This window comes from Nocardioides plantarum, assembly GCF_006346395.1.
Lineage (GTDB): Bacteria > Actinomycetota > Actinomycetes > Propionibacteriales > Nocardioidaceae > Nocardioides > Nocardioides plantarum.
Genome location: NZ_VDMS01000001.1, coordinates 1,552,064 through 1,564,831, shown reverse-complemented (window position 1 = coordinate 1,564,831; position 12,768 = coordinate 1,552,064). Strand labels below are relative to the sequence as shown.

Genomic DNA, 12,768 nt, shown 5'->3' with positions numbered 1-12,768 from the left:
GCCCGATCAGACCCCGCCGGCTTGGAGTCGGGCCCAGGTCCGCGCGTCGACGATGCCGCTCTGGGGGAGTCGGGACTGCTTCTGGTAGCGCTTGACCAGGCGCGTGGTCTCGATGCCGAAGGTGCCGTCCATGTTGGACGTGAGCCCGACCTCCGCGGCGTTGATGGCGCGCTGGACGCGGCGTACGTAGGGCGCCCAGGCGTCGCTCGAGCCGTTCTTGAGCACCGGGGTCGCGCCGGTCGAGAGCAGTGCGGCCCAGTCCCCGCGCGACCAGTTGTCGCTCGCGGAGTGACCGCGGTCGGTCTTCCAGCGCCGGATGCCGGCGATGAGCGTGCGGTTGTAGCGGCCGTTGATCGAGGCCTTGTAGTAGCCGCGGGCCTTGAGGATGCACTGCAGCGCGTTGACCCGTCCCCGCGAGGGGGTGTAGCCGGCCCGGGCGGCCTTGAGGCTGCCGTAGGAGCTGAAGTCGATGCCGACGCCGCCGCAGCGACTCTCGGACTTGGCCGTCAGGCCCTTGCCGAGGTCGAGGTAGTTGGTGTCGATGTTGATCCGGACGCCGCCGTACGTCTCGTCGTGCCCGCCCTGGTACTGCTTGACGCGGCGCCGGGGGTTCCAGCCCGACTCGCTGACGTAGGACGACGAGGTGTTGGCGACGCCGTCCCAGCGGGCCATCCAGATGTGGTCGGGCAGGTGGTAGGACGTCGCCGAGCGGCTGGCGCGGAGCTCGTCGAGGGCCTTGATGCCGGAGGAGGCGCTGGAGTAGACGCCGGTGGCGAACCCGGCCTCCTTCACCACGCGCACCCACTCGGACAGGAAGGCCAGCGCGGAGCGACGGCAGTGGGTGTTGCCGTTGTCGAACGCCTCGAGGTCGTACCAGAGGGTGCTGCGCGGCGGGATGCCCAGCGCCGTCGCGTCCTTGGCGCTGCGGCTGCCCCACGAACGACCCATCGAGCGGGCCTTGGGGTAGCTGCCGCTGCCGGGGGCCGCGCTGATCTTGTAGTCGTCGTCGTACCGCGGGAAGCGCGGCTGGCACGACGCCTGCGGGCCGAGGGTGATCGGGAGCAGCTTCCACCCGCGCTGCAGCTGGGTGCGGACCCAGGTCCGCGTCAGGTTGGGCTGCTTGCGGCAGGCCCGCGAGTCGCCGGAGACGTAGATGCCGACCGCGAGGTAGGGCGACCGGTCCAGCCACGCGTCCATGGTCTTCTGGCTGGGCGCGAGGCACTGGTCGAATCCGTAGCCGGTGAAGTTGCCCGGGGTCGGCGGCAGGGCCGCGGCCTTGCTGGTGGCGGCGACCGTGGTGAGCGGGGTGCCCGACGTGACCGACGTGGCGGGGCCGGGCGACGCCGCGCCGGCGACGTCCGCCTGCGCGTTCACGACGACCAGGGCGAGCGCGCACAGGCTCAGCAGGGCGGTGCGGAGGGACGTGCTGGGCAGGGTCGTACGCATGGCGGAGCTCCCGGGGGAAGGGTCGGAGAAACCGTCGTTCGCGAGACCCTAACCTCACAAGTCACACCAGTAACAGGCGTCCGCGTGAACTACAGAGCTGTAGTTCTCGCGGCCGTTTCCCCAGCCCCGCTGGGGATTACTGCGTCGGCGGGGTCCAGCCACCCGGCGGCGGCTGCGGGGGACCCTGGGGCGGGTAGCCCTGCTGCGGCGGGTAGCCGCCCTGCTGGGGGTAGCCCTGCTGGGGCGGGTAGCCGCCCTGCTGGGGGTAGCCCTGCTGGGGCGGGTAGCCGGGCTGCTGCGGATAGCCCTGGCCGTACGGCGCCCCGCCCGGACCACCGGCCCCGGGGCCGGTGCCACCGGACACGAGCGGGCCGAGCGCGCCACGCACCTCGGCCGGCACGGTCAGTGCGTAGGCCGCGAGGCCGGGCAGCGCGAGCCAGGCGGCGACGGCGTACCCGGTGTTGACCAGGACGTAGGGGGCGTTGTCGTTGGCGTTGTCGACCGCCAGCACGACGATGCCGATCACCGCGATGCCGGCGAGGATGCCGAGCAGGACCAGGCGGTTCTTGCGCAGGTCGCCGACCAGCGTCACCCCGAACCCGGCCGCGCCGGCGGCGATCAGCAGGAGCACGATCGCCACGATCGGCCCGCCCTCGACGTCGGCGTCGATCATCACCAGCAGGATCCCGAGGGCGGTCAGTGCCGAGCCGGCGGCCGAGGCCTGGAGGGCGGCGGAGACCGTCGCGGCCCAAGACCCGACGGCGTCGGGGGTGCGGGTGGCGCGCTGCTGCGAGCGCGACACCGCGAACGCGGCGGCCGCACCGAGCAGCAGGATGCCGGCGCCCGGCAGGCCGGCGGGCCCGGCGAGCAGGCTGACGGCGCCGTTCCACTTCTCGGCCTCGGGCCAGTAGAAGAGCCCGGCGTGGTCGGAGGCGAGGGCGAACAGGGCGATCACCAGCACGGTGAACCCGACCGTGGCCAGGGTGCGGCGCCACGCGTCGGAGCGTGCGCCCATCAGCAGCTGGTAGGCGGGGTAGGCCATGAGGGCCAGGGGCACGAGCAGGAAGACCACGACGACGGCGAGGAAGTCGGTGACGGGGTCGAAGATCTCGACGTCGTCGGACACCGCGCCGTGCAGCAGCCAGGTCACGAACAGCAGGACGGTGAGCCCGACCGCGGTGGCCGTGACGATGCGGGCGACCTGGTTCCAGAGCGCGTCGTCGCGGTGGTCGGGGGCCTCCTCGGCCGCCCGGGGCTGCAGGGCGAGGGCGACGCCGGCCAGGGCCACCCCGATGCCGCTGCCGAGACCGCCCTCCGGCAGGGTGCCGTCGAGGCCGCTGTCACCGAGGTGGATCAGCTCGAACAGCACGGCGACCAGCACGCTGAGCAGCAGCGGGGCGTTGAGGCCGAGCTTGAGGAGCCGGTAGTGCGGGGGTCCCCAGCTGCGTACGGCGCCCGACTTGGCGAGGTAGGGGACGGCCAGCGATCCCACCGACAGCAGGATCGCGATCACGACCCACCAGCGCTCGCCGGCGTGGTTGAAGACGTCGAGCTGGGTCTCGGGGTCGTCGCCGTTGAGGTCCCACGGCATCCCGAGGGTGCAGAACAGCGCGAGGGCGGCGGCCGCGTCGCGCACGTAGTCGCTGATCGGCCAGCCCACGAAGGGGTTGACCTTGGGTGCGGCCGGCTGTGCCCAGCCCTGCTGGGGCGGGTAGTGGCCCGGCTGCTGGGGCGGGTAGCCCTGCTGGGGGTAGCCCTGCTGGGGCGGGTACGCCGACGGTGCGGCCTGGGCCGGCGGGTAGCCCTGGGGGGCTCCCGGGGGCGGGCCGAGCGGGGGGCCCTGCGGGGGCGGCGGCTGGGCCGGGGGCTGGGCCGGCTGGACCGGCTGGACCGGCTGGACCGGCTGGACAGGGGGTGCCGAGGAGATCCGGGTGGGGTCGGCCGGCGGGTGGGAGGAGGGGACCAGGGCCCGCCCGCAGGTGGAGCAGTAGGCCCCGGCCTCGTTGGCGGCGCCGCACGAGCCGCAGTAGTTCACCATGCGCGAGAACCTATACGTTCCGGGCCCCGGACGACCCCGGGTACGCCGCGCGGGCGGGAGTCGGAGGACTCCCGCCCGCGCTGAGGTGTCCGCCGGTTAGGCGGTCAGGGTGGTCAGGCCGCGAGTGCCACCTGCACGCGGGTGCGCCGGGCGTGCACGTGCAGCGCGGTGCCGACGAGCAGGGCGAGCGCCGCGAACGACGCCGAGGTGAGGAACGCGGCCTGGGCCCCGGGCAGGAACTGGCCGGGCTCGGCACCCACGGCGTAGACCGACACGATGACGGACAGCCCGATCGCACCGCCGAGCTGCTGGAAGGTCTGCAGCAAGCCCGAGGCCGAGCCGGCGTGCTCGGGCTCGACGCCCGTGAGCACGATCGAGGTGATCGGCATGAACGCCAGGCCGGCCGACAGTCCGTTGAGCAGCATCGGGCCGAACAGCCCCGACAGGTAGCTGTCGGAGGCCGACAGCGTGCTGAGCCAGGCGAAGCTGACGGCCAGGCCGACGGCGCCGGCCATGATCATCGGGCTCGGGCCGAAGTGGGCCAGCAGTCGCGGGGTGATCCGCGACATCCCGAAGATGCCGAGGGTCAGGGGCAGGAACGCGAGCCCGGACTCCATCGGGCCGAAGCCGAGCTCGTCCTCGATGAACTGGACGGCGAGGAAGAACATCGAGAGCTGGCCGCCGACCACGAGGGCGATCACGGCCAGGCCGCCGACGCGGCGCTTGTCGCGCAGCAGCTCGGGACGCAGCATCGGGTGGGCGACCCGCAGCTCGGTGCGGGCCAGCAGGGCGATGAGTGCGGCGCCGAGGACGAGGCCGCCGATGACGCGGGCCGAGGTCCAGCCGTGCTCGGGGGCCTGGATCAGCGCCCACACGATCGACACGGCGCCGCCGGTCGCGGCGATCGCACCCACGACGTCGAAGCGTCCGGGGCGTCGTACGGTCTCGTCGAGGTAGCGCCGGGTCAGGGCCAGGACGACCAGGCCGATCGGGATGTTGATGAACATCGTCCAGCGCCACGACCCGAGGTCGGTCAGGGCGCCGCCGAGCAGCAGGCCGATCGACATGCCACCGGAGGAGACGGCGCCGAAGAGCGCGAGCGCGCGGTTGCGCGCGGCGTCGTCGGGTGCGCTGGTGGTGAGCAGGGCGAGCACGCCGGGCGCGGCGAGGGCGGCGCCGACCCCCTGGGCGGCGCGGGCCGCGACGAGCATGCCGGGGGTCTGGGCGAGACCACCGACGAGCGAGGCCAGGGTGAACAGGGCGAGGCCCGCCTCGAACATCCGGCGGCGGCCGAAGACGTCACCGAGCCGGCCGCCGAGCAGGAGCAGTCCGCCGAAGGCGAGCGTGTAGGCGTTGAGGACCCAGGAGAGGCCGGCGGGGCCGAAGGTGAGGTCGTCCTGGATGTGGGGGAGCGCGACGTTCACGACGGTCGCGTCGAGGATGAGCATGAGCTGGGCGACCAGGACGAGGGCGATGCCGGCGGCGGCCTTGGTCGCGTTGGGGGGCAGCTCGTCCGGGAGCGTGGTGCTGCCCGAGGGGGCAGAGGACATCGTCTGCTGAGACATGAGTGGATCTGGTCCGTTCTGGCGAGACCGCCGACGTGGACGTATAGTGGAGACGTTCTCCGGTTCGAGAAGAACGATACGGAGACGGTCTCCGTTTAGCAAGTGCGAATCGTGACCAGAAGGGAAGCCCGCCGTGCGCGCCGACGCCCAGCGCAACCGTGACCGCATCGTCGAGGTCGCGCGCGAGGTCTTCCGCGAGCAGGGCTACGAGGCCTCCCTCGACCTGATCGCCAAGCGCGCCGAGGTCGGCGCCGGCACCCTCTACCGCCACTTCCCGACCCGCGACGACCTGATCGACGCGATCATGCAGGTCTGGGTCGACCGGGTCACCGAGTCGACCGACAAGGTGCTCGCCTACGAGGGCTCCGACCGTGACCTCCTGCTGCGCTGGTTCGAGACCTACGTCGAGCTGATCAGCCTCCACAAGGGCGGCCCGGCCAAGATCACCACCGCGATGGGCAACCCCGAGTCGCCCATCCGCAGCAAGTGCCAGGTGCTCTCCGGTGCCGCCGGCCGCGTCATGGACGCCCTCGGCGAGCGCGGCGCCCTGCGTCCGGGCGTCGACGCGGTCCAGGTCTGCCGCCTCGTCGGCGGGGTCGCGTCCGTCGCCGACTCCTCGGGGCTCGACGACGACGCCGTACGCCCGCTCCTCGAGGTCGTCGCCGACGGGATGCTCGCGCGGTCCTGATGCTGTGCCCCGGTCGTTCACGGCCCCGGCGTACCGTCGTCGGCGTGAACCCAGGAGAGCTCGGACCCGACCTGCTCGAGACGCTGGCCAAGGAGCGGGGTGCCGACCCCCAGCACCAGCTCTGGCAGAACGCGCTCACCGCCCACCTCGTCGACACCGTGGCGCTCGACCGGCGTCGTGCCCTGGCCGTCGACCGGTCGATGTCGCACCGGCTCGACGCGTGGTCGGTGACCAACCAGAAGCGCAGCGGGCGCTGCTGGCTCTTCGCCGGGCTCAACCTCGTGCGCCCCGGGGCGGCCAGGCAGATGGGGCTCAAGGACTTCGAGTTCTCGCAGAACCACCTGCTGTTCTGGGACAAGCTCGAGAAGGCCAACCACTGGCTCGAGGCGGTCATCACCCTCGCCGACCGCGACGTCGACGACCGCACCGTCGCCCACCTGATGGCCAGCCCGACCGAGGACGGCGGGCAGTGGAACATGTTCGTGGCCCTGGTCCGCAAGCACGGCCTGGTGCCGCAGTCGGTCATGCCCGAGACGGCCTCGTCCGGGGCGACCCACCAGCTCAACCTGCGGCTGGCGGCGGTGCTGCGCCAGGCGGCCCGCGACCTCCGGGCCGCGGCGGCGGCCGGCGACGACCTCGAGCAGCTGCGCCAGCGCAAGACCGAGACCGTCGACGTCGTGCACCGCATGCTCTCGCTCCACCTCGGGACGCCCCCGGAGCGCTTCACCTGGCAGTGGACCGACAAGGACGACGTCTTCCACCGTGAGCCCGAGACGACCCCGCAGGAGTTCGCCGCCCGGTGGGTCGACCTGCCGCTCGACGACTACGTGTGCGTGGTCCACGACCCGCGCCCCAGCAGCCCGGTCGGACGCACCTTCACCGTCGAGCACCTCGGCAACGTCGTCGGGGCGCCTCCGGTCGTCTACCTCAACGTCGACGTCGCGCAGATCAAGACCTGGGCCCAGGAGGCCATCGTCGGTGGCGAGCCGGTCTGGTTCGGCTGCGACGTCGACCAGATGCACCACGGCGACTCCGGCTCCTGGGACGCCGAGCTCTTCGACTACGACGGCGTCTACGGCACCCGCACCGACCTCGACAAGGCCGACCGGCTGCTCCACGGCGCGACCGCGATGACCCACGCGATGCTGCTCACCGGGGTCGACGTCGTCGACGGCCGCGCCCGGCGCTGGCGCGTCGAGAACTCGTGGGGCGACGAGAAGGGCGACAAGGGCTTCTGGACGATGACCGACGGCTGGTTCGACGAGTACGTCTTCGAGACCGCCGTACGCCGCGACGCGCTGCCGCCCGACCTGCGCGCCGCGCTCGACTCCGAGCCCATCGTGCTGCCGGCCTGGGACCCCATGGGTGCCCTCGCCCGCGACGTCTGAGGGTGGCCCACCCCGGTGGGAGTTTCACCACGTCAGTGGTGAAACTCCCACGTCTCTTACGAAACTTCGTCGTAGAAGTGGGAGTTTCACCACCTAGGTGGTGAATCTCCCACGAGGTGCGCCCGCCCGCCTCCGCGCCGCCCCAGCCCGGTAGATTTCACCCGTGACCGAGCCCGCTGCTCCGACGTCCAGCTCGACCAACCTCGACACCGTGGCCGTGGCCGCGACCGACCCCGGCCGTGAGCAGCCCTGGGCCGACCTCGGCCTGAAGGCCGACGAGTACCAGTCGATCCGCGAGATCCTCGGCCGGCGGCCCACGTCGTCGGAGCTGGCGATGTACTCGGTGATGTGGAGCGAGCACTGCTCCTACAAGTCGACCAAGGTGCACCTCAAGCAGTTCTCCGAGATCCCGCAGGCGACCCCGATCGGCAAGACCCTCGCCGGCATCGGTGAGAACGCCGGGGTCATCGACATCGGCCAGGGCTACGCGGTGACCTTCAAGGTCGAGTCGCACAACCACCCGTCCTACGTCGAGCCCTACCAGGGCGCCGCGACCGGCGTCGGCGGCATCGTCCGCGACATCCTCGCCATGGGCGCGCGGCCGGTCGCGGTGATGGACCCGCTGCGCTTCGGCCCGCTCGACGCCCCCGACACCCAGCGCGTGCTGCCCGGCATCGTCGCCGGCGTCGGCGGCTACGGCAACTGCCTCGGCCTGCCCAACATCGGCGGCGAGGCCGTCTTCGACGACACCTACCTCGGCAACCCGCTCGTCAACGCGCTCTGCGTCGGCGTGCTGCGCCACGAGGACCTCCACCTCGCCAACGCCTCCGGCACCGGCAACCAGGTGATCCTGTACGGCGCCCGCACCGGTGGCGACGGCATCGGCGGGGTGTCCGTGCTCGCCTCCGAGACGTTCGACGCCGACGGTCCCGCCAAGCGCCCGGCCGTCCAGGTGGGAGACCCCTTCATGGAGAAGCTGCTCATCGAGTGCACCCTCGAGCTCTTCGCCGCCGGCGTCGTCGCCGGCATCCAGGACCTCGGCGGCGCCGGGCTGTCCTGCGCGACGTCCGAGCTGGCCTCGGCGGGCGACGGGGGCATGCACGTCGAGCTCGACCGCGTCCCGCTTCGCGACTCGACCCTGGCCCCCGAGATGATCCTGATGAGCGAGTCGCAGGAGCGGATGATGGCGGTCGTCGAGCCCGACGACGTCGCGACGTTCCTCGGCATCTGCGCCAAGTGGGACGTCGAGGCCGTGGTGGTCGGCGAGGTCACCGACACCGGCCGCCTCGAGATCGACTGGCACGGCGAGCGGGTCGTCGACGTACCCCCGCGGTCGGTCGCCCACGACGGGCCCACCTACCACCGGCCCTACGCCCGACCCGACAGCCAGGACGCGCTGCAGGCCGACGGCGCCGAGTCGCTGCCACGACCGACGACCGGGTCCGAGCTGCGCGAGACCCTGCTGCGCCTGGCCGCGAGCCCCAACCTGTGCGACAAGTCGTGGATCACCGACCAGTACGACCGCTACGTGCGTGGCAACACCGTCCTGGCCCAGCCCAGCGACAGCGGGATGATCCGCGTCGACGAGACGACCAACCTCGGCGTCGCGATCTCGACCGACTGCAACGGCCGCTTCGCCCTGCTCGACCCCTACGTCGGCGCCCAGCTCGCGCTCGCCGAGTCCTACCGCAACGTCGCCACCGGCGGCGCGGTCCCGCAGGCCGTCTCCGACTGCCTCAACTTCGGCTCGCCCGAGGACCCCGGCGTCATGTGGCAGTTCGCCGAGGCCTGCCGCGGCCTCAAGGACGCCTGCCTCGAGCTCGGCATCCCCGTCACCGGCGGCAACGTCTCGCTCTACAACCAGACCGGCGAGACGGCGATCCTGCCCACCCCGGTCGTGGCCGTCCTCGGCGTGGTCGACGACGTCACCCGCCGTACGCCGTCCGCCTGGGCGTCCGTCGAGGGCGACCAGGTCGGCGACCGCGTCCTGCTGCTCGGCGAGACCCGCGAGGAGCTCAGCGGCTCGGAGTGGGCGCACGTCGTGCACGGTCACGTCGGCGGGCTCCCGCCCGTGGTCGACCTGGCCGGCGAGCGGCGCCTGGCCGAGCTGCTCCACGAGGGGGTCGGCCTGCTGACCTCGGCCCACGACCTGTCCGACGGGGGCCTGGCCCAGGCGCTGGTCGAGGCCTCGCTGCGCCACCTCAGCGGCGTCACGGTGTCCCTCGACGACGTGCACGCCGACCCGTTCGTCGCGCTGTTCGCCGAGTCGGCCGGCCGGGTGCTGGTCACCGTCGCCGAGGGCGACGTGGCGCGCATCGCCGAGCTCGCCGGACGTCACGGCGTCCCGGTCGCCGAGATCGGCCGCACCGGCGGCGACGTGCTCGCGGTGACGGCCGGTGACGAGGCGCTGTTCGACGTCAACCTGCTCGAGCTGCGCTCCACCTGGATGGCGACGCTGCCGGCGGCCATGGCCTGACCCGACCACGAGTCGTCCACAGGGCGGTCGTCGAGGCAGCTCTCCACAGGCCGTACGTCGCCCGCTCCCGAGGGTCGGCGGGGCCTGCTGGGCTGGGGTCATGCCCCGGGAGGAGACGTACGATGACGGTCATGACCACCGACGCCCTGCTGCTGCCCGTCGGGCGGCCGTTGGTCGTGGAGGACCTTGCGGACTATCCCGATGACGGGCGCCGCTACGAGCTCATCGACGGCGTGCTCCTCGTGAGCCCGTCACCGCGGCGGCTGCACCAGCGAGCCGTGGCCCAGCTCTACCTGCTCCTCGCCGCGGCGTGCCCCGCCGACCACGAGGTGCTCTTCGCGCCCTACGACGTGCGCCTCGCGGACGACACGGTGCTGGTGCCCGACCTGATCGTGGCGCGAGACGCCGACCTCACCGATCGATGGCTCCCGACCGCGCCGCTCCTCGCGATCGAGGTGCTCTCGCCCAGCACCCGTGCCTTCGACCTGTTGGTCAAGAAGGACCGGCTGCGTCGTGCCGGGTGTGCGCACTACTGGGTGGTCGACGTCGACGAGCCCTCCGTCACCGCGTGGCGGCTGGTCGGCCACGGCGAGCTCGCGGACTACGAGACCGTGGCCGAGGTGCACGGTGAGGCGCGGCTGGTGCTCGATCGGCCGTTCCCGATCGAGGTCGTGCCGCAGCGCCTGGTCGAGCGCTGACCGGGCCGCTCCACCCGGGTGGGAGGATCGAGGCATGCACCGCCGGACCCTGCTTCGCCTCCCCGCTCTCGGGGTGCTCGGGGTCGCCGGCCTGTCCCTGACCGCCTGTGGCGAGGAGAAACCCGACGTGTCCAAGGCCGAGCGACGACGCGTGACCTACGGCGAGGACCCCAGCCAGTACGGCGAGCTGTTCCTGCCCGAGGGCGAGCCCCGCGGCCTGGTCGTGGTGATCCACGGCGGCTTCTGGCGGGCCGAGTACGCCGCCGACCTCGGCCAGCCGCTGGCCGCGTCGCTCGCCGAGGAGGGCTGGGCGGCGTGGAACCTCGAGTACCGCCGCGTCGGCAACGGCGGCGGTGCTCCGGAGACCTTCGACGACGTCGCCGCCGGCATCGAGAAGGTCGCCGACCTCGGCGTCGACACCTCGACGGTGGTGACCCTGGGCCACAGCGCCGGCGGCCACCTCGCGACCTGGGCCGCCGCGCGCGGCCGCTACGACTGGCCCGACACGGTCAAGGTCACCCACGTCGTCAGCCAGGCCGGCGTGCTCGACCTGGTGGCCTCCGAGGAGGAGGGGCTCGGCGGCGGGGCCGCCCGGATGCTGCTGGGCCACCAGCCGACCGTCGCCGACGAGCGCTACGACCCCGCGCAGCAGCTGCCCCTCGACGTACCCCTGTGGTGCGTGCACGGCGGCGACGACACGATCGTGCCGCTCACCCAGTCCGTCGACTACGTCGAGCGGGCGACCGCCGCGGGTGCGACGGCCGAGGTGGTCGAGGTCGACGGCGACCACTTCACGGTCATCGACGTGTCGTCCGACGCCTGGACGCGCACCCTCGCGATCCTCGACGGGATCGCCCCGGCCTGATCGCGGGCGCCGGGGCGCCCGGGCCCGGAGCGACGGTCAGCCGGCCCCGTCGGTCGCCGGCAGGGTCGCGTCGCGCGCCCAGCCCTGCTCGGCGCAGCGGACGCCGAGGGCGAAGCGGCTCTCGGCACCCAGCTCCTGGGACAGGTGGGCGATGAGGCGACGGATCGAACGCAGCGACATGCCGACCTTGCGGGCGACGGACTCGTCCTTGTGGCCCTCGGCGAGCAGCCGGATGACCTCGCGGTCGAGCGGTGAGGGGGTCCAGCCGTCGGCGTCGTCGACGGAGCCGCCCACCAGGAGCCGGCTGCCCTCCCAGATCCGCTCGAAGACGTGGGCCAGCAGCGAGACGACCACGGGGTGGGTGACGAGGACCGCGCCGTCGCTGGGGGCGTCGAAGCTGTGCGGGATCACCGCGGCGCGACCGTCGACGACGATCATCCGGCTCGGCAGGTAGGCCGCCACCCGGACCTCGGCCCCCAGGCTGTGGAGGTGTCGCAGGTGCTGGGCGAGCTCGGGGGAGCCGCGCAGCTGCCCCTCCAGGACGAGGACCCGGCAGGGCACGCCCCGCTCGAGGAGCTCGGCGTCGTTGGACCGGGCGTGCTCGATGGCACCCGGGCCGGGCCGGCGCGTCAGCATCGTGAGCACCTCGGTCTGCGCCGACTGCATCAGCTCGGCGACCCGGTCGGTCACCGCGAACCGGCCGGCGATCACCTCGAGGCTGCTGGGGTCGAGCGTGACCAGGTCGCCGGTGAGCTCGGTGAGCGTGTCAGCGGCGCGCCGGGCCTCGGCCAGGCCCAGCTCGGCCTCGCGCACCCGGGTGCTCTCCTGGGCGAGCAGCCGACCCAGCGCCACCTTGGGGCGTACGGCGTGGAGCACGTCGCCGCAGTCGGCGCGGACGATCAGGCCGTGCCGGACGAGCTCGTCGAGCGCGGACCGCGCGACGTCCTCGGACTCGCCGAGGTCGGCGGTGATGCGCTCGATCGACCAGTCGTCCTCGGAGAGGAGGAAGAGGTAGACCCGGACGGTGTCGGGGGTGATGCCCAGACCGCTGATCTGGGTGGCGAGCTCTGCTCGGACGGCTGGGTCGAAGCCGGGTGCGGTACCTGCCATGACCTGCTGTTGCCCCTCCCGAGAGGTGTACGAACCTGCGCGGCACCGCCAGCATACGAACACCAGCGCAGCCCTACAGAAAGGAGGCAGCATGTCCATGCTCCTGGTGGGACTGCACGCCACCGACCGCGAGTCGACCGACGGTGCCCAGGTGGCGGCACTGGCCGTCGCCCTGTTGCCCGAGCGCTTCCCCGACGTGGTCGGGCACGCCACGGTGATGACGACGCGGCCACGGCTGGTCGAGGTCGCCGTCGTCCTGCACCAGGGCGTGGACCGGCCGCGTACGGCGTTGCGCTCCTGCGTCGACCACCTCATCGCCGATCTCGCGGCCGAGCACCGGGTCGAGGGCTGCTGGGCCTGTCACTCACCGCGCCTGCCGGGGGACCCCCAGCCCGTCTGGTGATGCGCGCCCAGATCGCGGCCCGACGGCGGCCCGATGGTCGCCCGGCGAGCGGGCAGTAGAGGTCATGGCACCTAGTGACGCCGCGCCGAGT

Annotated in this window: 10 protein-coding genes; 6 read left to right on the top strand and 4 right to left on the bottom strand. The window is 72.7% G+C overall.

What is annotated here, in order from left to right:
• Window positions 1–6: 6 nt before the first annotated feature.
• The 3 genes from FJQ56_RS07325 to FJQ56_RS07315 form a co-directional block, all read right to left on the bottom strand.
• Complete coding sequence (locus FJQ56_RS07325; protein ID WP_140008518.1) at window positions 7–1,446, bottom strand: glycoside hydrolase domain-containing protein; 1,440 nt, start codon at window positions 1,444–1,446, stop codon at window positions 7–9.
• Between the two features lie 136 nt (window positions 1,447–1,582).
• The gene (locus tag FJQ56_RS07320; RefSeq protein ID WP_140008516.1) at window positions 1,583–3,484 is read right to left on the bottom strand and encodes a DUF7937 domain-containing protein; all 1,902 of its coding nucleotides are present in this window, start codon (window positions 3,482–3,484) and stop codon (window positions 1,583–1,585) included.
• Window positions 3,485–3,597: 113 nt separating this feature from the next.
• The gene (locus FJQ56_RS07315) at window positions 3,598–5,034 is read right to left on the bottom strand and encodes an MFS transporter (protein ID WP_140008515.1); all 1,437 of its coding nucleotides are present in this window, start codon (window positions 5,032–5,034) and stop codon (window positions 3,598–3,600) included.
• Between the two features lie 148 nt (window positions 5,035–5,182).
• Here FJQ56_RS07315 and FJQ56_RS07310 point away from each other — a divergent pair, with 148 nt between their 5' ends.
• The 5 genes from FJQ56_RS07310 to FJQ56_RS07290 all read left to right on the top strand — a co-directional run bounded on the left by FJQ56_RS07310 (window position 5,183) and on the right by FJQ56_RS07290 (window position 11,164).
• The gene (locus tag FJQ56_RS07310; RefSeq protein ID WP_140008513.1) at window positions 5,183–5,737 is read left to right on the top strand and encodes a TetR/AcrR family transcriptional regulator; all 555 of its coding nucleotides are present in this window, start codon (window positions 5,183–5,185) and stop codon (window positions 5,735–5,737) included.
• 44 nt (window positions 5,738–5,781) lie between these two features.
• Window positions 5,782–7,125 carry a C1 family peptidase gene (locus tag FJQ56_RS07305; protein WP_246084023.1) on the top strand — a complete coding sequence of 448 codons (1,344 nt, stop codon included), beginning with the start codon at window positions 5,782–5,784 and terminating at the stop codon, window positions 7,123–7,125.
• Between the two features lie 163 nt (window positions 7,126–7,288).
• Complete coding sequence (gene purL, locus FJQ56_RS07300; protein ID WP_140008509.1) at window positions 7,289–9,601, top strand: phosphoribosylformylglycinamidine synthase subunit PurL; 2,313 nt, start codon at window positions 7,289–7,291, stop codon at window positions 9,599–9,601.
• A 131-nt stretch (window positions 9,602–9,732) separates the two neighbouring features.
• Complete coding sequence (locus tag FJQ56_RS07295; RefSeq protein WP_246084022.1) at window positions 9,733–10,299, top strand: Uma2 family endonuclease; 567 nt, start codon at window positions 9,733–9,735, stop codon at window positions 10,297–10,299.
• Window positions 10,300–10,333: 34 nt separating this feature from the next.
• A complete protein-coding gene (locus tag FJQ56_RS07290; RefSeq protein WP_140008506.1) occupies window positions 10,334–11,164 on the top strand; it encodes an alpha/beta hydrolase family protein in 831 nt (276 codons plus the stop codon).
• Between the two features lie 36 nt (window positions 11,165–11,200).
• Here the strand turns inward: FJQ56_RS07290 and FJQ56_RS07285 are convergent, their stop codons facing one another.
• Entirely contained in the window at window positions 11,201–12,274 is a 1,074-nt protein-coding gene (locus FJQ56_RS07285) for a hypothetical protein (protein WP_140008504.1), read from the bottom strand.
• A gap of 91 nt (window positions 12,275–12,365) precedes the next feature.
• Here FJQ56_RS07285 and FJQ56_RS07280 point away from each other — a divergent pair, with 91 nt between their 5' ends.
• Complete coding sequence (locus tag FJQ56_RS07280; protein WP_140008502.1) at window positions 12,366–12,677, top strand: hypothetical protein; 312 nt, start codon at window positions 12,366–12,368, stop codon at window positions 12,675–12,677.
• The last annotated feature ends 91 nt before the right edge of the window (window positions 12,678–12,768 follow it).

Bases quoted from the DNA above. Each gene is read 5' to 3' on its own strand.
- FJQ56_RS07325 (WP_140008518.1), bottom strand. From the start codon at position 1,446: ATGCGTACGACCCTGCCCAGCACGTCCCTCCGCACCGCCCTGCTGAGC.
- FJQ56_RS07320 (WP_140008516.1), bottom strand. From the start codon at position 3,484: ATGGTGAACTACTGCGGCTCGTGCGGCGCCGCCAACGAGGCCGGGGCC.
- FJQ56_RS07315 (WP_140008515.1), bottom strand. From the start codon at position 5,034: ATGTCCTCTGCCCCCTCGGGCAGCACCACGCTCCCGGACGAGCTGCCC.
- FJQ56_RS07295 (WP_246084022.1), top strand. From the start codon at position 9,733: ATGACCACCGACGCCCTGCTGCTGCCCGTCGGGCGGCCGTTGGTCGTG.
- FJQ56_RS07290 (WP_140008506.1), top strand. From the start codon at position 10,334: ATGCACCGCCGGACCCTGCTTCGCCTCCCCGCTCTCGGGGTGCTCGGG.
- FJQ56_RS07285 (WP_140008504.1), bottom strand. From the start codon at position 12,274: ATGGCAGGTACCGCACCCGGCTTCGACCCAGCCGTCCGAGCAGAGCTC.
- FJQ56_RS07280 (WP_140008502.1), top strand. From the start codon at position 12,366: ATGTCCATGCTCCTGGTGGGACTGCACGCCACCGACCGCGAGTCGACC.